This is a genomic window from Kribbella sp. CWNU-51, from assembly GCF_054073265.1.
Genome location: NZ_JBSXMZ010000023.1, coordinates 167,512 through 190,166, shown reverse-complemented (window position 1 = coordinate 190,166; position 22,655 = coordinate 167,512). Strand labels below are relative to the sequence as shown.

At 69.4% G+C, this 22,655-nt stretch carries 22 protein-coding genes; 15 read left to right on the top strand and 7 right to left on the bottom strand.

Annotation, left to right across the window (positions count from 1 at the left end; all coding sequences use genetic code 11):
- The first annotated feature begins 107 nt into the window (after positions 1 to 107).
- On the top strand, positions 108 to 842 hold the full coding sequence (locus tag ACXC9Q_RS24680) for an Abi family protein (protein ID WP_457059029.1): 735 nt from the start codon (positions 108 to 110) through the stop codon (positions 840 to 842).
- On the opposite strand, the gene ACXC9Q_RS24675 is transcribed toward ACXC9Q_RS24680, so the two are convergent.
- Positions 810 to 1,610, bottom strand: coding sequence for a hypothetical protein (locus ACXC9Q_RS24675; protein WP_457059028.1), 801 nt, complete (start codon positions 1,608 to 1,610; stop codon positions 810 to 812). The two genes, ACXC9Q_RS24680 and ACXC9Q_RS24675, sit on opposite strands and share 33 nt — an antisense overlap.
- A gap of 106 nt (positions 1,611 to 1,716) precedes the next feature.
- Between ACXC9Q_RS24675 and ACXC9Q_RS24670 the strand changes: the two genes are divergently transcribed.
- Positions 1,717 to 2,493, top strand: coding sequence for a sulfite exporter TauE/SafE family protein (locus tag ACXC9Q_RS24670; RefSeq protein ID WP_457059027.1), 777 nt, complete (start codon positions 1,717 to 1,719; stop codon positions 2,491 to 2,493).
- Positions 2,494 to 2,496: 3 nt separating this feature from the next.
- Here ACXC9Q_RS24670 and ACXC9Q_RS24665 read toward each other — a convergent pair whose 3' ends face one another.
- Entirely contained in the window at positions 2,497 to 2,985 is a 489-nt protein-coding gene (locus ACXC9Q_RS24665) for a GAF domain-containing protein (RefSeq protein WP_457059026.1), read from the bottom strand.
- A 161-nt stretch (positions 2,986 to 3,146) separates the two neighbouring features.
- On the opposite strand from ACXC9Q_RS24665, the gene ACXC9Q_RS24660 reads away from it, so the two are divergent.
- Entirely contained in the window at positions 3,147 to 3,794 is a 648-nt protein-coding gene (locus ACXC9Q_RS24660) for a class I SAM-dependent methyltransferase (RefSeq protein ID WP_457059025.1), read from the top strand.
- On the opposite strand, the gene ACXC9Q_RS24655 is transcribed toward ACXC9Q_RS24660, so the two are convergent.
- Complete coding sequence (locus ACXC9Q_RS24655; RefSeq protein WP_457059024.1) at positions 3,775 to 4,686, bottom strand: MerR family transcriptional regulator; 912 nt, start codon at positions 4,684 to 4,686, stop codon at positions 3,775 to 3,777. The genes ACXC9Q_RS24660 and ACXC9Q_RS24655 overlap by 20 nt on opposite strands.
- A 98-nt stretch (positions 4,687 to 4,784) precedes the next feature.
- Here ACXC9Q_RS24655 and ACXC9Q_RS24650 point away from each other — a divergent pair, with 98 nt between their 5' ends.
- Genes ACXC9Q_RS24650 through ACXC9Q_RS24630 form a run of 5 tightly spaced genes read left to right on the top strand, consistent with a single transcriptional unit; the run spans position 4,785 to position 9,160 of the window.
- On the top strand, positions 4,785 to 5,156 hold the full coding sequence (locus ACXC9Q_RS24650; RefSeq protein ID WP_457059023.1) for a hypothetical protein: 372 nt from the start codon (positions 4,785 to 4,787) through the stop codon (positions 5,154 to 5,156).
- Positions 5,153 to 6,418: an NAD(P)/FAD-dependent oxidoreductase gene (locus ACXC9Q_RS24645; protein ID WP_457059022.1), complete on the top strand. Its 1,266-nt coding sequence runs from the start codon at positions 5,153 to 5,155 to the stop codon at positions 6,416 to 6,418. Before ACXC9Q_RS24650 ends, ACXC9Q_RS24645 begins: the two co-directional genes overlap by 4 nt.
- Positions 6,415 to 7,167 (top strand): DUF1365 domain-containing protein, encoded by a 753-nt coding sequence (locus ACXC9Q_RS24640; RefSeq protein ID WP_457059021.1) that lies wholly within the window; start codon positions 6,415 to 6,417, stop codon positions 7,165 to 7,167. The genes ACXC9Q_RS24645 and ACXC9Q_RS24640 overlap by 4 nt, the downstream gene beginning before the upstream one ends.
- Entirely contained in the window at positions 7,164 to 8,405 is a 1,242-nt protein-coding gene (locus ACXC9Q_RS24635) for a class I SAM-dependent methyltransferase (RefSeq protein ID WP_457059020.1), read from the top strand. Before ACXC9Q_RS24640 ends, ACXC9Q_RS24635 begins: the two co-directional genes overlap by 4 nt.
- On the top strand, positions 8,402 to 9,160 hold the full coding sequence (locus ACXC9Q_RS24630) for an SDR family NAD(P)-dependent oxidoreductase (protein WP_457059019.1): 759 nt from the start codon (positions 8,402 to 8,404) through the stop codon (positions 9,158 to 9,160). Before ACXC9Q_RS24635 ends, ACXC9Q_RS24630 begins: the two co-directional genes overlap by 4 nt.
- On the opposite strand, the gene ACXC9Q_RS24625 is transcribed toward ACXC9Q_RS24630, so the two are convergent.
- The gene (locus ACXC9Q_RS24625; protein WP_457059018.1) at positions 9,138 to 10,253 is read right to left on the bottom strand and encodes a cytochrome P450; all 1,116 of its coding nucleotides are present in this window, start codon (positions 10,251 to 10,253) and stop codon (positions 9,138 to 9,140) included. The two genes, ACXC9Q_RS24630 and ACXC9Q_RS24625, sit on opposite strands and share 23 nt — an antisense overlap.
- Before the next feature lie 123 nt (positions 10,254 to 10,376).
- Between ACXC9Q_RS24625 and priA the strand changes: the two genes are divergently transcribed.
- From priA to ACXC9Q_RS24600, 5 genes are read left to right on the top strand one after another with little or no spacing between them, the layout of a single operon-like run.
- Positions 10,377 to 11,114 (top strand): bifunctional 1-(5-phosphoribosyl)-5-((5-phosphoribosylamino)methylideneamino)imidazole-4-carboxamide isomerase/phosphoribosylanthranilate isomerase PriA, encoded by a 738-nt coding sequence (gene priA, locus ACXC9Q_RS24620; RefSeq protein WP_457059017.1) that lies wholly within the window; start codon positions 10,377 to 10,379, stop codon positions 11,112 to 11,114.
- Positions 11,111 to 13,402, top strand: coding sequence for an HAD-IB family hydrolase (locus tag ACXC9Q_RS24615; RefSeq protein ID WP_457059016.1), 2,292 nt, complete (start codon positions 11,111 to 11,113; stop codon positions 13,400 to 13,402). Before priA ends, ACXC9Q_RS24615 begins: the two co-directional genes overlap by 4 nt.
- On the top strand, positions 13,399 to 14,598 hold the full coding sequence (locus tag ACXC9Q_RS24610; RefSeq protein WP_457059015.1) for a zinc-dependent alcohol dehydrogenase: 1,200 nt from the start codon (positions 13,399 to 13,401) through the stop codon (positions 14,596 to 14,598). The genes ACXC9Q_RS24615 and ACXC9Q_RS24610 overlap by 4 nt, the downstream gene beginning before the upstream one ends.
- Before the next feature lie 33 nt (positions 14,599 to 14,631).
- The gene (locus tag ACXC9Q_RS24605) at positions 14,632 to 16,212 is read left to right on the top strand and encodes a lactate racemase domain-containing protein (protein ID WP_329475999.1); all 1,581 of its coding nucleotides are present in this window, start codon (positions 14,632 to 14,634) and stop codon (positions 16,210 to 16,212) included.
- The gene (locus ACXC9Q_RS24600; protein ID WP_405066014.1) at positions 16,212 to 17,144 is read left to right on the top strand and encodes a lysophospholipid acyltransferase family protein; all 933 of its coding nucleotides are present in this window, start codon (positions 16,212 to 16,214) and stop codon (positions 17,142 to 17,144) included. The genes ACXC9Q_RS24605 and ACXC9Q_RS24600 overlap by 1 nt, the downstream gene beginning before the upstream one ends.
- Before the next feature lie 58 nt (positions 17,145 to 17,202).
- Here the strand turns inward: ACXC9Q_RS24600 and ACXC9Q_RS24595 are convergent, their stop codons facing one another.
- Complete coding sequence (locus ACXC9Q_RS24595) at positions 17,203 to 18,387, bottom strand: SGNH/GDSL hydrolase family protein (protein WP_457059014.1); 1,185 nt, start codon at positions 18,385 to 18,387, stop codon at positions 17,203 to 17,205.
- A gap of 109 nt (positions 18,388 to 18,496) precedes the next feature.
- Between ACXC9Q_RS24595 and hisF the strand changes: the two genes are divergently transcribed.
- The gene (hisF, locus tag ACXC9Q_RS24590; RefSeq protein WP_457059013.1) at positions 18,497 to 19,258 is read left to right on the top strand and encodes an imidazole glycerol phosphate synthase subunit HisF; all 762 of its coding nucleotides are present in this window, start codon (positions 18,497 to 18,499) and stop codon (positions 19,256 to 19,258) included.
- On the top strand, positions 19,255 to 19,737 hold the full coding sequence (locus ACXC9Q_RS24585; RefSeq protein ID WP_457059012.1) for a MarR family winged helix-turn-helix transcriptional regulator: 483 nt from the start codon (positions 19,255 to 19,257) through the stop codon (positions 19,735 to 19,737). The genes hisF and ACXC9Q_RS24585 overlap by 4 nt, the downstream gene beginning before the upstream one ends.
- 6 nt (positions 19,738 to 19,743) lie before the next feature.
- Here the strand turns inward: ACXC9Q_RS24585 and ACXC9Q_RS24580 are convergent, their stop codons facing one another.
- Together ACXC9Q_RS24580 and ACXC9Q_RS24575 are read right to left on the bottom strand one after the other, a co-directional pair.
- Positions 19,744 to 21,288: a right-handed parallel beta-helix repeat-containing protein gene (locus ACXC9Q_RS24580; RefSeq protein WP_457059011.1), complete on the bottom strand. Its 1,545-nt coding sequence runs from the start codon at positions 21,286 to 21,288 to the stop codon at positions 19,744 to 19,746.
- Positions 21,285 to 22,649: an O-antigen ligase family protein gene (locus ACXC9Q_RS24575; protein WP_457059010.1), complete on the bottom strand. Its 1,365-nt coding sequence runs from the start codon at positions 22,647 to 22,649 to the stop codon at positions 21,285 to 21,287. Before ACXC9Q_RS24575 ends, ACXC9Q_RS24580 begins: the two co-directional genes overlap by 4 nt.
- Positions 22,650 to 22,655: the final 6 nt, after the last annotated feature.

The window sequence follows — 22,655 nt, the reverse complement described above, 5'->3', positions numbered from 1 at the left end:
CGCGGGACCTGACCCCCAGAAAGTCGTAGCCCCGGCGACATGACCTGAGTCAGCGGTCCACCGGGGCTTTCACTGTCGATGCTACCACCCGAAGCGGGGAGGAGCCTGTGCTATCCACCGATCTCGAGCCGCCGCCCGCAGGCCCATGGGTGCGGCGCTGGCTCAGCGCGGCCCGGCTCGCGAAGTACAGCACTGCGGCCGGCGGCGATATCGGCCGCGCGCTCGCACTCTATGAATGGAACTCCCGCATCAGCGCCGCGCTGATGCGGGATCTCGGCCACATCGAGGTCGGGCTGCGGAACGCCTACGCCGCCGTCATCGAACGCTACTGGGCTGGTTCTCCACTGCATTGGACCCGCTCGGCCCAGGCGCTCTTTCCGCCGGTCTACCGGATGCGTGACGGCCGGCAGGTGGATATCAACACCCAGCAGCGTGCTCAGCTCGAGCAGGCCTGTGAGCGGGTGGGGCCGGAGACCGCGCCGGGCAAGGTGATCGCCGAACTGACCTTCGGCTTCTGGCGGTTCCTGAGTTCGTCGGCCCACGAGAAGACGGTCTGGGTGCCGTACCTGCACCAGGTGTTCCCGCCTGGCACCGATCGGAAGCGAGACGTGGACAGCAAGGTGGCAACTCTCAACCGGCTACGGAATCGCGTCGCCCACCATGAGCCGCTGATCGGTGAGAACCTGTCGCGCGAAGCAGCCAAGATCAGCGCGCTCGGTGGTTTGCTCGATCGTGATCTCGGAGCCTACGTGGCGGCGACGTCGTCGGTGCCGGACGTTCTGTTGGAGCGGCCGGCGTGGGTTGGCGGGTTAGGGCCTGACCCAGACGGTCCAGCGTTCTAGGCGGAGGTAGTTGAGGCGTTGGTAGACGGGCTGGCCGTTGTCTGAGGCGATCAGGGCGGCGGGGTGGTCGGGGTGGTGGGTGGTGGCTGCCCAGGTGATGGCTGCGCCGGCGCCGCGGCCGCGCGCCGCGGGCATGACAGCGACGTTCTCGACGACGGTGAGGCCGGCGGCATGGTGGGCTGTCGAGGTTGCCAGCGGTACGTCGCCGTCGTAGCCGACCCAGACCGCGGAGCCCTCGAGGAACGAGACGTCGTACACGGCGCCGGGCTGGAACGGCTGGAGCTCGGGGAGCGGATACCCCTCGACCAGGACGCGTTCGGCGTCGGCCAGGGCGGCGGCGTCGGTGACCTGGCGGATCTCGAGATCTGTGATCGGGGGAGTGGTCGGAAGCGCCGGGAGGTGGACCATCAGCGGTGGGTGACCGGCCAGGGCGAGGCCGTGCTCGCGCAGATCGCGCGTCGGCCAGGCACTGACGAACAGGTACGGCGCGTTGTTCGGCAGCTCCCGCGCGGCTTCGGCGATCACCTCCGCCGGGTCGACGGGTTGCTTCGGGACGACCCAGTTCGTGAGTGGGCCGCGGTCGCCGAGGATCCCGCCGGCCCAGGTGTCACCGTCGTACCAGGGTTGGCCGGCGCGGCGGGGCGCGTCGATCGCCCAGGAGGCGTGCGCGAGGACGGCCTGCCGGACGAGTGAGTCGGCCGGCGCGAGCTCCGGTTCCCAACCGGTGGCGAGGGTTTCGCCCTCAGGTGGCAGGATCGAGGACGCCATCTGCCCACTGTGGCATCGCGGACGTGGTTTGTCTCTCATTCCCCGGTGTAAGGGTTGAGCCGAACTATGGGCTTACCTGATCATCGGTGCGTGAGGACTTCCCGCCGTGCCTGATGTTTCGTTGTGGACCCTGGTTTTCCTGGTGATTGCGGCCTTCGCGGCCGGCTGGATCGACGCGGTGGTCGGCGGAGGCGGGTTGCTGCAACTGCCCGCGATGCTGCTCGGACTGCCGAACGCGTCGCCGGCGCAGATCCTGTCGACCAACAAGATCTCGTCCTTGTGCGGTACGGCGACCAGCGCGGTCACGTTCGGCGTGAAAGTGCGCCCCGACAAGAAGACCGTCCTGCCGCTCGCCATCCTGGCCGGGCTGGGATCCGCGGCCGGGGCCCTGGTGGCGACGAAGATCCCGATGTCGTGGTTCAAGCCGATCGTGCTGGTGCTGCTGATCGGCGTGGCGATCTACACCGCGCTCAAGCCGTCACTGGGCGCCCGGACAGCGCTCCGCTTCGACGGCCGTGACCACTACGTCGCCGCGAGTGGGATCGGCGTACTGATCGGCTTCTACGACGGCGCGGTCGGTCCGGGCACGGGTTCGTTCCTGATCTTCGCGCTGGTCGGCTTCCTCGGCTACAACTTCCTCCAGGCGAGCGCCAAGGCGAAGATCGCCAACGTCGCCACCAACCTCGGCGCGATCATCATCTTCGCGCTGCACGGCTCCCCGCTCTGGCTCCTCGGCCTGATCATGGGTACCGCCAACATGCTCGGCGGTCTGCTCGGCGCCCGCACCGCCGTAGCCCGCGGCAGCCGCTTCGTCCGCGTCATCTTCCTGATCGTCGTCTCAGCCCTCATCCTCCGCCTGGCGTACGACGTCTTCCACGGCTGACTCTCAGTGCTTGGTGAAGGTGGGAGCCCAGGGGGCGTCGTCGAGGCCGATGCGGTGGATGGCGATGGAGGTCTGGGTGGCCAGCGCCTGCAGGGCCGCGATCTCGGCGGGAGTGGCGTGGTAGCGGCGGGACCAATAGGCGCCGATGGCGGCGATGGGGGTGGGCGAGCCGACCGGGACCATCACAAGGCTGCGGACGAAGGTGGGGAGGTAGGCCTCGAGGGGGATGCGGTCGTCGACGGAGATGTCGGGGACGATGGCGGTCTCGTCGTGGAGCATGGCCCAGCCGCTGATGCAGGTGGCGATCGGGAAACGCTGTCCCTTCCAGAGCGGCGCGATCGCATCCTCGTCGGCGTAGAAGCAGCGGTCGTCCTCGCGGAGGACGAAGGTCGCGCCCTGCGCTCCGGTCCGGCGGCGCGCCTCGACGCGAACGACCTCGCCGACCTCGCCGAGGGTCTGCGCCGCGTCCAGTCCAGCCAGCAGCTCCGTCATGTCGCCATTCTGCGGCTGATCCGCGTCAGGCGATAGGGTCGGCGGCATGGTCGACTACGACGGTCGAATGGGCAGTGTGTACGTCGCCGGCCGGGGGATGTCCCCCGAAGGAGTACGACGGGACCGCGGCGCTCGCGGCGTACCTCCCTGAGCAGCGACCCGTGCAGATCCTCGACCTCGGCAGCGGCAGCGGCCGCTTCACCCCTGGACTGGCCGAGGAGTTCGAGGGTCCGGTGTACGGCGTGGAGCCGTCGGACCGGATGCGGGAGACGGCGGAGCACGCCGCCGCGCATCCCGCAGTGACCTACCTGAAGGGCAGCGCCGAGGACATTCCATTGCCTGAGGCATCGGTCGACGGGGTGCTGATGTTCCTGTCCTTCCACCACTTCCCGGACCAGCTCAAGGCGCTCCAGGAGGTGCACCGCGTGCTGCGGCCCGGGGGCGTGGCGTGCCTGCGCAGCCAGTTCGCCGACCTGATGCCGGACCTGTTCTGGTACGACTACTTCCCGTCCGCCCGCGCGGTCGACGCCGGCATGTATCTCACCGTCGAGCAGTCCCAACAGCTCGCGCGACAGGCCGGGCTCGTCCCGGACGATGAGCCGGTCTGGGTGACGACCGAGGAACCACGCACGCTCCGCGCGGCGTACGAGCGGCTCAAGCTGCGGGCGCTCTCGACGTTCGAGCACCTGCCGGAGGACGAGATCGCTCCCGGTTTCGAGCGTTTCGCGGTCGACGTGGAGCGCGACCCGGATCGCCTCGTGCCTGTCTACTCCGCCGCGATGCTGGTCCTCACGCGCCCCGATCGGTGAGGTCAGAGGCGCGCGTCACTCGGAGCGCCTCGCTGACCGGATCGCCGGCGAGCAGCCAGGCCCCGGTCTCGTCGGCGATCGCCTGGCTCGCACCGGCCCCGGCCAGCGCGAGTGGTGCGGCCGACGCCAGTCGGCGCAGCTCGCCGGCGATCGGAGTGAGGCGTTCGGGGACGGTGGCGGCGAGGACGACCAGTTCGGGTGTGGTGTCCTCGGCGATCCGGAGTACGTCGGCAATCGGGGTGTTCGCGCCCAGATAGCCGATCCGCCACCCGTTGCGCGCCAGTACGATGCCGAACACCATCAGCGCCAGGTCGTGGTGCTCCTCGGGCGGGCACGCCAGTACGGCGTGTGGTCCGCGCCCACCGCCCCAGCCTCGAGCCAGCCCGGCGAGCCGGCCGCGGATCACGTGGCTCGCGAAGTGCTCCTGACCGATCCCGACGACGCCCTGCGCGACGCGCTCGCCCAGGTCGTGCAGGTAGGGGATCACGACGTCACGGAGCACGGTCTCGACGGTGAACTCGTTCAGCAGTTGGTCCAGCGCGCCCTGTGCGCCCGGCTCGTCCATCGCGTCCAGCGCGACACCGAATACCGCCGCGGCGCCGTCAACGGGCGGCACTTCGTGGACCGCGCGGTCAGCTACGCCCACCGGCAGATCCCCGGCCAAGGCCACCCGGGCCGCCTGAGCGGCTGACAGCCCGTTGGCCAGCTCGGCCTGCATCCGTCGTACCCGGCGCTCGTCGTTCTCGGAGTACAGCCGGAAGCCGCCGGCGGACCGCACCGGGGAGAGCAACCCGTACCGGTTCTCCCACGCGCGCAGGACGTGGTCGCTGACGCCCACCCGGCGGCTCAGCTCGCCGATCCGGAGCAATCCGGGCGCGTCCGCGGAATCCATGGCAGACACTCTACATTCCTTAGACGAACATTAGACAGATCCACCTTGATTGCTCTAGGATTCCTAGACAGAACCTAGACAACATGGAGGGCCACTCGATGAGAGCTCAGCTCCTGCCCCGTTTCCTGGGACTGCTCACCCTCGGGTACGGCGCCTACACAGCAGCCCGCCCGGACTCGCTGATCCGGGCCGCGGATCTGGCGGACGGCCTGGCGATCGGCCGGTCCGGGCGGGTACTCGGCACGGTGATCGGGGTCCGGGATGTGTTGTCGGGCGCGACGATGCTGCTGGCCCCGGCGGGTCGCCCGCTGCAGGCGGCGATCGTCGCCCGGGTCGCGTGCGACCTCACTGATGTGGCCGGGTTCGGCTTGGCCGGACCACCACGATCGCGGGCCAAGGTGGCCGGTATTGCCGCCGGCTGGGGACTGCTGTGCGCCTCCTCGCTCGCGGCTGCGCGGGACCGCCGATGACCCGCACCACCCATCCGACGGTCGCGGTCGTCGGAGCCGGGGTCTCCGGGCTGACTGCGGCGTACCTGCTGTCGCGCTCGCACTCGGTCACCTTGTTCGAGGCCGAGCCCCGGCTCGGCGGCCATGCGAACACCCAGGTCGTCCGCGACGCTGCCGGCGCTCCACTGGCGGTCGATACGGGCTTCATCGTGCACAACGACCGCACCTACCCCAAGCTCCGCAAGCTGTTCGGAGAGCTCGGCATCGCGACCCGGCCGACCGAGATGAGCATGAGCATCAGCGATCCGGTCACTCGCCTCGAGTACGCCGGGGGTCTCGGAGCCGGCGGGGTCTTCGCCCAGCGTCGCCTGGTCGCCGATCCCCGGTTCCTCGGCGTCCTCGGCCAGGTCGGCCGGTTCCATCGGCGGGCGGCCGCGTTCCTGGCCTCGACCAGCGATGCGGACCTGACCAGCCTCGGCGACTTCCTGGACTCGGAGGGCTTCTCACCGCGGTTCCGGCGGCTGTACGCCGTACCGCTGGTGTCGTGTGTCTGGTCGACCGGTGCACAGTCGTCGCTGCAGTATCCGGCCCGCTACTTGTTCCGCTTCCTCGAGCGGCACGGCATGTTGTCCTTCCGGGATTCGCCGCAATGGTCCACGGTCGTGGGTGGTTCGCGGACCTATGTGGACGCGATCGCCGACCGGCTCGAGTCGGTCCGTGCGGGCAGGCCGGTTCGGGGCATCGTTCGTGGCGTCGACGACGTGCGTGTGACGGACGCCGCCGGCCAGACGGCGTGCTTCGATCGAGTGGTCGTCGCGACCCACGCCGACACCGCGCTCGAGTTGCTGACCGATGCGGATCCGGCCGAGAAGGAGGTCCTCTCCGCCTTCGAGTACTCGCGCAACGAAACAGTGCTGCACACCGACGCTTCGCTGCTGCCACGGACGCCGAAGGCCCGGGCGGCGTGGAACTTCCGCACCACCTCCGACGATCGGCCCCCGGTGGTGACCTACTGGATGAACCGGCTGCAAGGTCTGGACACCGAAACCCAGTTCCTGGTCACGCTGAACGCCCGGGAGCGGATCGATCCGGCCGCGGTCCTCGCGGTGATGGACTACCGCCATCCGGTCTACGACGCGGCCGCGGTTGCAGCTCAGGCAACGCTCCCGGCCCTGAACACCCAACGCACGGCCTTTGCGGGCGCGTACCACGGCTGGGGCTTCCACGAAGACGGCTGCCGCTCGGGCGTCGCGGCCGCCGCCGCGTTCGGAGTCGAGTGGTGACGACACCGAGCGATCTGCCGACGCTCCCGTCACTCGTCGTCGGACATGTCTGGCACCGGCGCCGAATCCCGATCCGGCACGAGTTCCGGCACCGTGCGTACCTGTGGCTCGTCGACCTTGACGAGTTGCCAGAGCTTCCACCCTGGTTGCGGCCGCTCGCCAAGTTCGACGCACGTGACCACCTCGGCAGCGGATCGGCCGGGATCAAGCCCGCTGTCGAGCGCTACCTGGCCCACCAGGGCGTCGTACCCGGACCCGGCGACCGCGTCGTCATGCTCGCGAACGCCAGGGTTCTCGGCTATGTCTTCGACCCACTCACCGTGTTCTGGTGCTTCACCGCCGACGGCGCGCTCCGGTGCGTGGTGGCGGAGGTGCACAACACGTACGGCGAGCGGCACGCGTACCTGCTCCGTCCCGAGGCGGACGGTACGGCGGAAGTCGGCAAGGAGTTCTTCGTATCGCCGTTCAACGACGTCTCCGGCCGCTACGCCTTCCGGTTCGCGGTGTCGCCGGAGCACCTGTCGATCTCGATCACCTTGAACCGTGGCGACCGACCGGTCTTCGCGGCCGGCTTCGGCGGCCGGATCCGCCCGGCGACCGCCATCGCCGTGGCTAAAACCGCACTTGTACTGCCGGCGATGCCGCAGCGCGCCTCGATCCTGATCCGCGCGCATGGGATCTGGCTGTGGCTCCGCCGCCTGCCAGTGCTGTCCCGACCCGTTCACCAACCACCGGAAGGAGTCCGATGACCTCGATCATCACCTCGCCGCGCATCCACAGTCGGCCAGGCCCGCTACGTCCCCGGGCCTGGCTCACCCGGGCCCTGGTGGACCGGGTCCTAGCGGGCGTGCCGGTACGGGCGCTCTACCCGGACGGCACCGTCCGGGGCGGCGGCGGCCCGAACGATCCGGCCCTGCGGATCGTCCGGCCCGTCGCGTTCTTCGACCGGGTCGGGCGCAACCCGAAGATCGGTCTGGGCGAGGCCTACACGGCCGGAGACTGGACCGTTGCCGAGGGCACCGATCTCGGTGAGTTGCTGACGCCGTTCGCCGCCCGGCTCACCGCGTTGCTGCCCGGCCCGCTGACCCGGCTGCGCGGTCTCGTGGACCAGCGCGTTCCCCGCCGGTTGCGCAACTCGCTCTCCGGGGCACGCGCCAACGTCAGTGCGCACTACGACCTGAGCAACGAGCTCTTCGCTCGATTCCTCGACCCGACGATGAGCTATAGCTGCGCGGTGTTCGACGGACAGCCGCCGTACGGCGCTCAGAGTCTGGAGACGGCCCAGCGCCGCAAGATCGACCGGATCCTCGACCTAGCCGGAGTGACCGAGGGCACCCGGATGCTGGAGATCGGCACCGGTTGGGGCGCACTCGCGATCGCCGCCGCGCGCCGGGGCGCACTGGTCACCGGCGTGACCTTGTCCAGTGAGCAGCTCGACCTCGCGACGAAGTGGGTGGCCGACGCCGGTCTCGGCGATCGAATTGAGCTGCGCCTGCAGGACTACCGGTCGGTGCAGGGTGAGTTCGACGCGATCGTCAGCGTGGAGATGATCGAGGCCGTGGGCGAGGAGTACTGGCCGACGTACTTCGCCGCACTCGACCGGCTGTTGGCTCCCGGCGGCACGATCGCGTTGCAGGCGATCCTGATGGACCACGACCGGATGCTGGCGACGCGCAACTCGTTCAGCTGGATCCAGAAGTACATCTTCCCGGGCGGGCTGATTCCGTCTCGGCGGGCGATCGAGGAGAGCCTGGCGGCGAACACTGGGCTCCGGATCGTCGCCGATGATCGGTTCGGTCCGCAGTACGCGGAGACGCTACGGCGCTGGCGGCGACGCTTCGAGGAGCAGTGGCCACAGCTCCGGCGGTTCGGGTTCGACGAGAGCTTCCGCCGGACCTGGGAGTTCTATCTGGCCTACTCCGAGGCGGGCTTCGCGTCGGGCTATCTCGATGTCGGCCAGCTGCAGCTGGCCCGGGGATCGCGATGAGCGCCCTCGCGGGCCGGGCGGTCTGGGTGATTGGCGCCTCCAGCGGAATTGGTGCCGCACTAGCCGCCGAGCTGGTCGGGCGGGGCGCGCGGGTGGCGATCTCGGCTCGGCGGGCCGATCAGCTGAAGGATGTCGCCGGCGACCGGATGTCCGCCGTACCGCTCGATGTGACCGATCGGATCGCGGTCGATGCGGCCGCCAAGGAGGTCGCCGGCCTCATCGGTGCGCCGGACCTGGTCGTGTTCAGCGCCGGCGTCTGGGAGCAACTGGACGCCGCAGCCTGGGACTGGGACCTCTTTGCCCGGCACATCGAGGTCAACCTGCTCGGCCTGAACAACCTTCTCGGTGCGGTGCTGCCACCGATGCTCGAGCGTGGCCATGGCGGGTTCGTCGGGGTGTCGTCCGTGGCGGGATATCGCGGCCTGGCCGGGGCCGAGGCGTACGGCGCCACCAAGGCCGCACAGATCAACCTGCTGGAGGCATTGCGGATCGCGGTCGCCGGGCTGGGAGTCGATGTCGTCACGGTCTGTCCCGGGTTCGTCAAGACCGAACTGACCGCCGGGAACTCGTTCCCGATGCCGTTCATCATCGAAGCGGATCAGGCCGCCCGGTCGATCTGCGACGGACTCGAACAGGGCCGGGCCGAGATCGTCTTCCCGCTGCCGATGGCCGTGCTGATGAAGATCGCCCGCCTGCTTCCGGTCCGCCTCTGGGCGACTGCGATGCAGCGGGTCAGTCGTCCCACAGCACGTTGAGAGCGGACGGCTTGCGGAAGACGAGGCCCCGCGGTGGTGGTGACCCGGGTGCGAGGCGCAGGCCTGGCAGCCGCAGTGCGGCGTCAACCGCGGTCAGCGTCTCCAGGCGGGTCAGGTGCATCCCGAGGCAGATGTGCGGTCCGCTGGCGAAGGCGAGATGGCGTCGCGCGTTGGACCGCCGTACGTCGAACTCGTCGGGCGACTCGAAGACCGCCGGGTCGCGGCCGGCGCCGGCGAGCGACACGGTGACGAGGTCGCCCTGTCGGATGGACTCACCAGCCAGGTCTACGTCGCGGGTGGCGTAGCGGTCGACCACGGCCGCGGCCGGTTCGAGGCGGAGCGACTCCTCGATCGCGTTGGGCAGCAACGAGCGGTCGGCCAGCACGAGATCCAGCTGATCCTGGTGCATCAGCAGATGCCACAGCGCGTTGGTGATCATGCCCTCGGTGGTCTCGATCCCGCCGAACATCAGTACAGCGGCGTTCGCCACCACCTCGTCCACACCGAGTCCGGCCTGTGCCGCCGCCGCGACCAGTGAGTTGGACGAGTCGATGCCTGAGGCAACGTGTTTGTGCAACTCCGCGAAGGCGGCGGCGCCCTCGGCGGTGACCGGCCGTCCGGCCGAGACACCGGACACCGAGTCGGAGATCGCGGTGTACCAGCCCAGCACCGTCGAGGCCGAGGCCGGCGGCAACCCGAGCGAGTAGGCGACCACCGCAACGGACAACGGCCCGGCAAGAGCTGTCCGAAGGTCGGCGCCCGCAGGCTGGACGGCGGCGAGCAGTTCGTCCACGGTCTGTTGCACGAAGGTCGTGAAGCGGTGGCGCGTCTCGGCAAGACCGAACGGCGGATCGAAAGGCTCGCGGTGGGCGGCATGCGCGGCCCCGTCCAACGACAGCATCGACGGCCCGACCACCTGCGCGGTCGAGAACCGCGGGTCGTCAACGGTGAAGGTCTCCGGATCACGCAGGACCTGAAGAGCCAGCCCGCGCGAGGACACCACCCACCCGCCGAGCGCCTCCACCCACCCCACCGGCCGCAGCGCGGCGAGGGCCGGGTGCGGATCTGTCTCGAGTTCCTCCAGGGTGACCACGCAGCCACCCTAGATCGATGAGACCACCGAGTAGACTGGTATTGCTGAGACAGATTGGATCTCAACGACTCAGCGGGCCTCCGGGTTACGGATCCCGGAGGAACGCCCTCTAGGGTGTGGGCCATGTCTGAGAACCTGGTGCTGCTGCCTGCCGTGGATGTGGCGGACGGTCAGGCGGTCCGGTTGGTGCAGGGCGAGGCCGGAAGCGAGACGTCGTACGGCGATCCGCTGGCCGCTGCGATGGCGTGGCAGGACGCCGGTGCGGAGTGGATCCACCTGGTCGACCTGGACGCGGCGTTCGGCCGGGGCAGCAACCGTGAACTGCTCGCCGAGGTGACCGGCAAGCTGGATGTCCAGGTCGAGCTCTCCGGTGGCATCCGCGACGACGACTCGCTCGAGGCGGCGCTCGCGACCGGAGCGCGCCGGGTCAACATCGGCACCGCCGCGCTCGAGGACCCGGAGTGGTGCGACCGGATCATCCAGCAGTACGGCGACCGGGTCGCGATCGGGCTCGACGTCCGCGGGCGGACCTTGGCGGCCCGCGGCTGGACCAAGGAAGGCGGCGACCTGTACGAGGTGCTCGAGCGGCTGGAAGCGGCCGGCTGCGAGCGGTACGTGGTCACCGACGTCACCAAGGACGGCATGCTGCAGGGCCCGAACCTGGACCTGTACCGCGATCTGTGCGCGCGCACCGCGAAGCCCATCGTCGCCTCCGGCGGCGTCTCGAGCCTGGACGACCTGAAGGCGCTGAGCACACTGGTCCCGGACGGCGTCGAAGGCGTCATCGTGGGTAAGGCTCTGTACGCCGGTGCGTTCACCCTGACCGAGGCACTCGAGCTCACGCGTGGAGGCGAGAAGTGAGTCTGGCCGACAAGCTCAAGGACAAGAAGGTCCTGGTCACCGGCGTCACCGGGTTCGTCGGTGAGGCCTTGCTGCATCGGATCATCGGCGACCTGCCCGGCACCACCGTGGTCGCGATCATCCGCCCGAAGGGCTCGCTCACCGGCACCGACCGGATGGCGCAGCTGCTGAAGAAGGACATCTTCAAGCCGTTCTACGGCGAGGGCACCGAGCACGCCGACGCCGAGGCGCTGTCCGCGGCCCGGATCCAGGTGATCGACGGCGACCTGTCCGACGTACCGGAGCTGCCGACGGATCTCGACATCGTCGTGCACTGCGCCGGCGACGTCAGCTTCGACCCGCCGATCCACGAGGCGTTCACGACCAACGTGCTCGGCACGAAGAGCCTGCTCGAGCGGATCGTCGAGACGGGGCGGCCGGTCCACTACGTCCACATCTCCACCGCGTACACCGCGGGCCGCCGGCGGGGCGCGATCCCCGAGGCGTCGGTCGAGCACACTGTCGACTGGCGGGCCGAGGCCGAGGCCGGGATGGCGATGAAGTCCCGGATCGAGGAGCAGTCCCGGTCCGCGCCGATGCTGGCCAAGTTCCGCAAGGACGCCGAGAAGCTGCACCGTCGTGCCGGTCACCTCACGGCTGCGGCCGACACCGAGCGCCGGCGTACCGAATGGGTCGCGAAGAAGCTGGTCGAGACCGGCACCGAGCGGGCCCGCAGCCTCGGCTGGACCGACTGCTACACGTTCACCAAGGCGCTCGGCGAGCGCGTGGTCGAGGAGTTCTCGTCGAAGCTGCCGACCTCGATCGTCCGGCCGGCCATCATCGAGTCCGCGGTGCAGAGCCCGCACCCGGGCTGGATCGAGGGCTTCAAGATGGCCGAGCCGCTGATCCTGGCCTACGGCCGCGGCGAGCTGCCCGAGTTCCCGGCCAGCCCGGACTCCGTGGTCGAGATCATCCCGGTCGACCACGTCGTCGGCGCGATCTGCGCCGTGATGGCGACCGAGCCGGAGCTGTCGAAGCCGGAGTACTACCACGTCAGCTCCGGCGCGCGGAACCCGCTGACCTTCGAACAGCTGTACGCCGGAGTCCGCGCGTACTTCTCCAAGCACCCGTTCGACCTGGGTGAGCGCGGCGCGGTCCGGCTGCCGGTGTGGAAGTTCCCCGGCGGTGACTCGGTCGAGTCGATGCTGCGGTACGGCGAACGCGCGCACAAGCTGGCCGACGCCGTGATCACCCGCGTCCCGCGCGGCGAGCGGACCCGGAAGTACGCCCGCGAGCTCGATGTGCAGAAGCGCCGGCTCGACTTCCTCCGCCGCTACATGGATCTGTACTCCGAGTACGCCCAGGCGGAGCTCCAGTTCATCGACGACAACGTGCTTGCCCTGCACAACGCGCTCGAGGGCGACGACCGCGAGAAGTTCTGGTGCGACACCTCGATTGTCGACTGGCAGCACTACCTGCAGGAGGTGCACTGCCCGAGTGTCACCGATTCGCTGCGCCGGCTGGACGTCGTCCGCAAGAAGCGGAACAAGGCGCTGGCCGAGTCCGCGGGCGTGCTGAAGAAGGTCGAGCCGACGCAGGACGCGGAGGTGATCGCCGCGTTCGACATGGACGGCACGCTGCTGTCGTCGAACGTGATCGAGACCTACCTGTGGATGCGGCTGCCCGAGCTCGACAGTCACCAGCGGGTCGGCGAGATCAGCTCGATGCTGCGCCGGCTGCCGAAGCTCATCTCGGCCGAGCGCAAGGACCGTGGCACCTTCCTCCGCACGATCTACCGCCGCTACGAGGGCGCCGATCTGGAGGAGCTGAACCGGATCGTCGACGAGATCCTCGCCGAGCACGTGCTGGAACGGCTGAGCGGCGCCGCCGTACGGCGGATCCGCGAGCACCGCGCGGCCGGGCACAAGACGATCCTGATCACCGGCGCGATCCGGCCGCTGACCCGGCCGCTCGAGCCGCTGTTCGACGAGATCGTCGCCGCCGAGCTGGCGGTTGACGACCGCGGCCGCTGCACCGGCTTCCTGTCCGGGCCGCCGCTGGTCGGTGAGTCCCGGGCCGCGTGGATCAAGCACCGCGCCCGGGGCACGAACATCGACCTGTCCAAGTCCTACGCCTACGCCGACAGCCATTCGGACCTGCCGATGCTGACGACCGTCGGCAATCCGGTCGCGGTCTCGCCGGACGTGTCGCTGTTCCGGGCCGCCCGGGCCGCGCGCTGGCAGATCGTCGACTGGAAGACCCCGTCCACCTCGTCCCGCTTGGAGCTCCCTGGGGTGAACGCCCGATGATGCTCGCTCTCGAGATGTACCGGTCGCCGGCCAAGTTCCTGGCGGCCAAGGCGGTCGGCGGCCGGATCCCCGGCATCCTGACCGGTCCGGCCGCGCCGCTGCGTCTTGTCACGATCAACGAGCCGAAGGCCGAGCGGGAGGGCTGGGCGCGGATCCGCCCGATCCTGTCCGGCATCTGCGGCTCCGACCTCGGCATGGTGACCGGCAGCACCAAGATGTACTTCTCCGCGCTCGTCTCGATGCCGTTCGTCCCGGGCCACGAGATCGTCGGCGAGTTGCTCGACGACTGCGAGGACCTGTCGAAGGGCACGCGCGTGGTGATGGACTCGGTGCTCACCTGCGCCGCCCGTGGCGTCGAGCCGTGCGAGAACTGCGTGTCCGGGGCCACCAACCGCTGCGACCGGATCACGGTCGGCCACGTGACGCCCGGTCTGCAGACCGGCTTCTGCAGCGACACCGGTGGCGGCTGGGGCAAGCTCATGGTCGCGCACCGCAGTCAGCTGTACGCCGTGCCGGACGGGCTGGCCGACGAGCGCGCTGTGCTCGTGGAGCCCCTGGCCGGTGCTGTGCACTCCGCGCTGCGAGCCAGAGTCGAGCCGGGCCAGTCTGTCCTCGTGAGCGGCGCGGGGGCGGTCGGCCTGTTCGCGACGCTCGCGCTGCGTGAGCTGACCCAGGCGGGCCGGATCACCGTGGTCGCGAAGCACGCCAAGCAGCGTGAGCTTGCCCGGGCCTTCGGTGCCAGCGACGTCGTAGCGCCCGACGAGGTATTCCGCGGCGTGCGCCGGGCGACAGGGGCGTTCCGGCTCAAGCCCGAGCTCGGCGCCAAGGAGTTCCTGCTCGGCGGCGTCGACGTCGCCGTCGACGCGGTTGGCAGCAAGGACTCGATCGACACCGTGCTGCGGGTGACCAAGGCCGGCGGGCGGGTCGTCCTGTCCGGGATGCCGGCCAGCGGCGCCGACCTGTCGCCGATCTGGTTCCGGGAGCTGGAGCTGACCGGCACCTACGCGTCCGCCCGCGAGGAGCCGAACGGCCGGCCCGCCTTCGAGACCGCGCTGGAGCTGGCCGCGAAGGCTCCGCTGGACGGGATCGTCGGCGCGAAGTATCCGCTGTACCGCTGGCGCGAGGCGATCGACCACGCGCATTCGGCCGGCCGACTCGGCACGGTCAAGGTCGCATTCGATGTGAGGGCCTCATGAGGGCGCCGAACGTACGACGAGAGAGGTTCTGACATGTCTCGGCCAGGGTTTGTGCTTGAGGTTGACGACCGGACGCCGCCGCTGCTCGTGCACAACGGTGAGGGCTTCCTGCTGGAGCGGTTCCCGCTCGGCACTCGGGTGGTGTACCCGCCGGAGGCGCTGCCGCCGGTCCGCGACGTCGAGGAGGCGATCCAGAACGCGCTGCTGAACCCGATCGACTCCGAGCCGCTGCCGGAGTTGCTACACGCGGGGATGCGGCTGACGATCGCCTTCGACGACATCTCGCTGCCGCTGCCGCCGATGAAGAAGCCGGACATCCGCCAGCGCGTCATCGAGGCCGTCCTGACGCTGGCCGCCGACGCGGGCGTCGACGACGTCGAGCTGATCTCGGCGAACGCGCTGCACCGCCGGCTGACCCCGAACGAGTTGCGCGACATCGTCGGCGAGCGGGTCTTCCGGTCGTTCTTCCCCGACGGCAAGCTCTACAACTTCGACGCCGAGGACACCGCGAACCTGACCCACCTGGGCCAGACCAAGCACGGCGAGGACGTCGAGATCTCCAAGCGGGCGGCCGAGTCCGACCTGCTGGTCTACGTGAACGTGAACCTGGTGGCGATGGACGGCGGCCACAAGTCGACGTCGATCGGGCTGGCGTCGTACAAGTCGCTGAAGCACCACCACAACAGCCACACGATGATCCACTCCCGCTCGTTCATGGATCACAAGGCCTCGAAGATGCATCACTCGGCCTGGCGGATGGGTGAGGTGCTGACCCAGCACGTCAAGGTGTTCCAGATCGAGACCACGCTGAACAACGACATCTTCGGCGGGCCGCTGGAGTTCCTGCAGAAGCGCGAGTGGGAGTGGTCGATCAAGGACCAGGCCTCGATGCTCGGCACCAAGCGCGCGCTCGCGGCGGCGCCGAACAAGCTGCGGCATCGGATCTTCACCGACGTCCGGTCGAACTACGGGCTGACCGGGATCCACGCCGGCGCGATCGAGCCGGTGCACGAGAAGACCATCGCGAACGTGCACCGCCAGCACCTGGTCGAGGTGCAGGGCCAGTCCGACGTCGCGATCATGGGCGTGCCGTTCGTCGGCCCGTACAACGTGAACTCGGTGATGAATCCGATCCTGGCCGCCTGCATGGGCCTGGGCTACTACTTCAACTCGTACCGGGGCAATCCCGTGGTCCGCAAGGACGGCGCGGTCATCCTCTACCACCCGGTGCCGTACGAGTTCAGCCAGCTGCACCACCCGTCGTACGTCGACTTCTTCGAGGAGGTGCTCTCGGAGAGCACCGACCCGGCGACGATCGAGGCGAAGTTCGAGAAGCAGTACGCCGAGGACCCGTGGTACATCCACCTGTACCGGACGTCGTACGCGTATCACGGCGTGCACCCGTTCTACATGTGGTACTGGATCTCGCACGCGCTGGACCACTGCGGCGACATCGTCTGGGTCGGCGCGAACCGCAAGACCGTCGAGCGGATGGGCTTCCGGTCCGCGTCGACGCTCCAGGACGCGCTGGAGATGGTCAGCCACTCGGTCGGCCGGTCGCCGTCGATCACCTACCTGCACAACCCCCCGCACCTGCTCGCGGACGTGCGCTGATGGGTACCGGCCTGGTGAAGTTCAGCCGGGACACCGCGCGTGACGTGAAGCAGGTCGCGCGCGGCTGGCGGTGGGGCCGGCGGCCACAGGTGCCGCGGTCGGCCGAGCCGTACGTGATCCCGAAGGAGACCTCGGTCTTCCCGACGAAGTGGGCCCGGACGCCGGCGGCGATCGCGGTCCGCGAGGTGCTGCAGAAGGGCGCGCTCAACTCGGTGCTGCGCTTCGAGGTGAACCCGCAGGTGAGCGGGCTCGACTCGCTGCTGAAGCTCAACGGCCCGGCGCTGATCGTGGCGAACCACTCGTCGCACCTGGACACTCCGTTGCTGCTGTGCACGCTGCCGGACGGCATGCGTCGCAAGACCGCGGTGGCCGCGGCAGCGGACTACTTCTTCGACACCTGGTGGCGGGCGACCGCGTCGGCGATCGTGTTCAACACGTTCCCGATCGAGCGTCGCGGCGGCAAGCTCAGCTCGACCCCTGGCGACCTGCTCGCGGACGGCTGGAACGTCGTCGTCTTCCCGGAAGGGACCCGCTCGCCCGACGGCTGGATGGAGCGGTTCCGGATGGGTGCGGCGTACCTCGCCGTCGAGCATGGGGTGCCGGTGATCCCGGTCGGCATCAAGGGTTCGTTCGCCGCGATGCCCCGTGGCCGCGGCTGGCCGATCCCCGGCCGCCCGGCGGTCGCGGTCCGGTACGGCGATCCGCTGCACCCGGCCGAGGGGGAGAGCGCGCGCGAGTTCGCGCCGAAGATCTCCGCCGCGGTCTCGGCCCTCCTCGACGAGGAGTCGACCACCTGGTACGAGTCCCGCCGTCGCGTCGCGGCCGGCCAGTCCCCGTCCCAGTCCGGTCCGGACGCCGCCCGCTGGCGCCGCGTCTGGGAATCCACCGCCCCGATCAAGCCGGCCCGCACCAACCACCGCGCCTGGAAGTAGAACCTCCTTACGTCCGAAGATCTGTGGGCTATCAGCCGCAGATCTTCGGACGCAACGGTCAGATGGTGCAGGCGGCGACAGTGGCCAGTGCCGCGTAGCCTGCGTCGTTCGGATGCAGGTGATCGCCGGAGTCGTACGCGGGGTCGAGCCGCTGCCCGTCCGCCGGATCACCGACGGCCAGGGCGAAGTCGGCGACCGCGTCGTACTGGCCTGAGGTGCGGATCCAGTGGTTGACCTGGTCGCGGATGGCCTCCGCCCGGGCGAACTCGGCCGGTTCCATGTAGTCGGCCTTGAACGGCGTGATCGTGCCGCCGACGATCCGCACACCGTGCGCGTGCGCGGCGGCGATCATGCGGCGGTAACCGCCGATGAGTTGCTCCGCGGTGACCCTCGCAGTGACGCCGCAGCCGAAGTTGTGCTCGCTGTCCCAGATGTCGTTCTCGCCTTCCTCCACGATCACGGTGCGAACCCCCGGCTGCCCCAGGGCGTCGCGATCGAACCTGGACACGCCCTGCGCGCCGAAGCATGGCAACTCGCTGAGCAGCAGGTTTCCGGTGATACCGACGTTGGCCACACCGAGCCGACGCGTCCGGAGCCGCTGTGCCAATGCATCGGAGTAGCGGTGATCGGCACCGGCGGTCGAGTTGTGTCCGTTGGTGATCGAGTCGCCGAACGTGACGACAGTGCCCGTCGCGCCGGTCACGTCGACGCCGGTGAGGTAGTAGACCGAGTGACTGGTCTCGCCACCGGCCGCGTCGTCGTACAGGTGGTTGCCGTCGGCCACGTACGTCGTAGTGAGGCCGTCCTCGTGGAAGGTGGCCGGCCCGGTGGCGCCCTCGACGTACAGCGAGATGGTGAGTTGCTCGCCGGCGGTGGTCGCGACCTCCAGCGGGTCCGAGCTGATCGTCCGGCCGGTCGCGATGGTGGTCCGCGGTGAGCCGTGGAAGGTCGCCGTCAGGTGCCGTTCGCCGAGTGTCAGGCCGGTGAGGTGGAGCGGCTTGGTGCCGTACTGGTTCGAGAGCCGGATCCGCAGGCTCCGGCCGCCCGTGCTGAGCCGGACCGTCTGCCGGATCGTCTGGTGATCGAAGCCGGCCGTGCTCCAGTTGCCGGTCGCCGGGGTGGGACGTTGCATCGCCGTCGCCCAGGCAGCCGACCAGGTGGGGTCGCGAGGCTTGGCTTGCGCCGGCGACGTGACGAGCGCCGCGGCGGCCAAGGCGAGCGCGGCGATCAGAGTGGTGCGCATTGTGGTCCTCTCGTAGGGAAGATCCGATAGTTGCAGGGCATCTAGTTGCAATGCAACTAGATTTCGGAGACGACCGGGTTTGCCAGGTTCGAGTCGGTACCCTTTCCGCGTGACTCTTGCCGTGCGCGTGATCCCTTGTCTGGACGTCGATGCCGGGCGGGTGGTCAAGGGTGTGAACTTCACCGGCCTGCGGGACGCCGGGGACCCGGTCGAGATGGCCCAGGTGTACGACGCGGAGGGCGCCGACGAGCTCACCTTCCTCGACATCACCGCGTCCTCGGGCTCGCGCGAGACGACGTACGACGTGGTCGGACGGACCGCCGAGCAGGTGTTCATCCCGCTCACCGTGGGCGGCGGGGTCCGCGAGGCGGCGGACGTGGACCGGCTGCTGCGGGCCGGTGCGGACAAGGTCGGCATCAACACCGGCGCGATCGCCCGGCCGGAAGTGATCCGGGAGATCGCCCACCGTTTCGGCAACCAGGTGCTCGTGCTGTCCCTCGACGTACGGCGTTCCGCGGAGCAGCCGAGCGGGTTCGAGGTGACCACCCACGGCGGCCGTCGGTCGGCCGGCCTGGACGCGATCGAGTGGGCTCAGCGCGGGTGTGAGCTGGGCGCGGGGGAGATCCTGCTGAACTCGATGGACGCCGACGGCACCAAGCAGGGCTTCGACCTCGAACTGATCCGGGCGGTCCGCGAGGTGGTCGGCGTACCGCTGATCGCCAGTGGGGGAGCGGGGGCGCCGGAGCACTTCCCGCCCGCGGTCGAGGCCGGGGCGGACGCCGTACTCGCCGCCAGTGTGTTCCACTTCGGGGACTTCCGGATCGCGGACGTCAAGAAGGCGTTGCGCGACGCCGGGATCGTGGTCCGGTGAGTGTGCAGATGCCGGAGGCGGGACGATCGGAGCACGGCGAGCGGCTGGTCGCGGACATCGAGCAGCAACTGTCCGCGCTGTTCCGCCGATCCCGGTCCGCTTCGCTGCGGCTCGCCCGCCGGGTGCACCCCGAGATGGACGCGGCCGGCTACGCGCTGATCTCCCAGATCGAGCTCGGTACGGCGAGCGGTGGCGCCGGGGTCCGTGCGTCGGACGTGGCCCAGGTCCTCGGCCTGGACAAGTCCACGGTCAGCCGCGGCATCACCCAGCTCGAGAACCTGGGCCTGATCGAACGCGTCGGCGACCCCGACGACGGCCGCGCCCGGCTGCTCCGCCTCACCAGCACCGGAGCCGAGCGCTTCGACGCGATGCGCGCCCAGCGCCAGACCGAGTTCCGCGCGATCCTCACCCGCTGGAACCCCACCGACCTCGCCGACCTCGGACGCCTCCTCGCCCGCCTCAACACCGACCTGGGCTGACGTCGGTCAGCGGGGCGCGCGTTCGGCCCGGCCGTCGGCGTCGTGACCCAGCGCGTGCCAATCGGCCCAGTCGAGATCGGTGTCGTGCCAGGAGAAGTGCAGGCCGCCGAGGTCGGTCAGGTAGTAGGTGTTGTTCTCGAAGCGATTGTTGTTCTGTTGGCCGTAGATCGCAGTGTCACCGGTGTCCTGGACGGCGCCGCTGGTCTGGCCCGGCTCCATCGTGATCCGGTTGTCGTGGACCCAGATGTTCCGGACGAGGTGCGGACCGTGGGGGGCGGGCGACTCGTGGACCCGGTTTCCGCTGTCGATGAGGACGATCCCGTTGGCGTTGCGGGCGACGGTGTTGCCGGTGACCTCGATGAGTTCGGTCCCGCCCGACGACTGGATCTGGATGCCGCCTTCCCAGGCCCACCCCTTGTGGTCCTTGCCGTTGCCGGTGATCACGTTGTCGCGGATGGTGGCGTCGTAGCTGAGCTCATGCTGGATGCCGGCTCCCCAGTTCCCGGTGATGCGGTTGGCGGCGTACTCGGTGTGGATGGCGCCGCCGTCGGACCACAGTCCCGGGCCGAGGTTGTCGTGGATGTTGTTGCGGGTGATGGACTGGCCGTCGGTCTGCCAGCTCTTGCTGCCGCCGGCTTCCCAGTCCTGCGCGTAGCCGGCGGTCCCGTTGAACGAGATCTCGTTGCCGTTGACAACCGTTCCGGCACCCCAGGCGCCGAAGCCGAGCTGGCCCTGGTGATGGACGAAGTTGGCGGACACGAAGGCCCCGTCGGCGATCCCCAGGCCGACGCCGTGGTTGAGCCGTACCTCGTTGTGGAGGATCCGCCAGCCGGACCCCATCGCGTACGGAGTCACCTGGCGGCTCTCGAGGGCGGCGACCTGAGCCTCGTTGGCGGCCTGCTCGAGGACGAGGTTGGCGACCGTGATGTCGTCGGCCGTCGTACGAATCAGGCTGGGTGCGACGGCTTGCTCGACCAGGTGCCGCGACGGATTGTCGCCGATCGTGATCGTGTTCGTGCGGTAGTCGGCATAGACGGTGCCGTTGACGAGTTTGGACAGGGATCGCACGCGGTCCAGCCGCTGCTTGTCGACGAAGACGTCCTCGGCGTACGTGCAGGTCGGCTCCGTCTGCCGGCAGTTGCCGTGGTCGCCCGGGGCGGTCGGCAGGAATCCCGTCGTGGACCAGCCGCGCCCGGTCTTCCGCCAGCCGGTCAGGACCTTCGACCCGCTGAAGACGGCACCCTGACGACCGATCAAGGCGTCGCCCGCCTTCGGCCGCAGCGGTTCGCGCAGCCGGTAGCTGCCGGGGGAGAAGCAGTACGTCGTTCCCGGTGGATGCGCGTCGATGACGGGTTGAACGGCGTCGGACGGCTCGACGGTGACACCCTCACACGACCTCGCAATCGGTCCGACCGGGCCGACTGGTCCGATCGGACCGGCCAGGCCGGCCCTCGCCTGCGAGGGCCGTTCGGTCGGCTCGCGGGTGCAGGACGACGACGCAGCCAGGACAGCCACGAGCGCGACGACGACCGCGGTCCACCGCCGCGTCACGGCCGCGCCCTGCGCTGCCCCGTGGCCTCTTCAGACTCCGCGCGTACGCCGGGGAACCACGGCCGAATCGTAGTCACGGTCACCCCGATGCCGAACATGGTCCACAACAAGGCCGCGATCTGTGGTCCTTCCAGTTGCGGGTCGAAGAAGGAGGACACCAGCACCGCCGTACACACCATCAGCGACAGCACGGCAACCTGGCGTTCGGTGTGCCGGCCCTGCCGCGTCAGCCGTCGGCAACCGGCGATCATCCGCCAGAACCAGGCCACCCACAGCGCGATCCACAGCGACAGGCCCACCAGGCCCAGCCTGGCCATGATGTGCAGGTGCGAGTTGTGCGGACTCCGCAGGGTCTCCTTGCCCTCGTCGTAGATGCCCACCTCGGCGGCCAGGTTCTGCCCGAAGCCGGAGCCGTCGACGAGATGGCCGTCCTTCACCTGCTTGTCGAGGATCCGGGTCCACAGGTCCTGACGGCCTTCGACGGTGCCACCGAGGTTTCCAGGGGAGTCCTTGCCGGTGAGGCTCTCGATGTTGGCGATCAACTGGGAGGCGGAGTACGCCCGGCCCTGGACACCGGGCGTCGGCACCTGCAGCGACAGCAGCGACGCCACACCCAGCCCGACGACCATCACGAGCACGACGCGGCCCGCGAGTCGCAACGGGTGGCGCATGAACATCAGTCCGATCGCTCCACCCGCCATCACTCCGAGGAGACCACCCCGATTCTGGGTGGCGGCCAGTGCGATCACCAGGAGTGCCGGAAGGCTCCACAGCGCGCGGCTGCGGGCACTGCGATTCCCGGGCATCAGCCACATCAGCCCGAGCACCATCAGTGCCGCGATGGCCGCGCTGCCGGGCTTGCGCGACAGCACCGACACGGTGGAGAAGGGCACCTTCGGGGCGACGTCGGCGAAGGGCGTGAGGACGAGTGCAAGCGGCAACCACACCAGCAGCCAAGGGGTGATCCGGTGGAGTCCGGCGATCATCTGGTCGAGGAGCTCCGGAGACCTGGAGAGTGCGGCCGGGATCAGGAACGCGAACAGGCAGTAGTACCAGAGCGCGGCGTCTCGCACGGCATCCAGCCCATAGGTGCCCACGCCGGGCAGCGTGCGGATCAGTCCCCAGAAGACGAAGGCGAGGAGCAGCGCGAACACGGGCTCGTCCCTGAGCGGCACCACGAAGTACCGGGTGGACGCGAGGGCTGCCACCACACCGAGCCCGAGCACCATCTCACCGATGAACAGCGGACTCCCCGGCAGATGCAGGTACGCGAACGCCCGGTCGAACAGCAGGTAACCGCCGAGGAGGAACGCGAGCGACCGGCCGTAGAGGACCCAGAGGCGTCCGGAGGACGACGGCATCCCGCG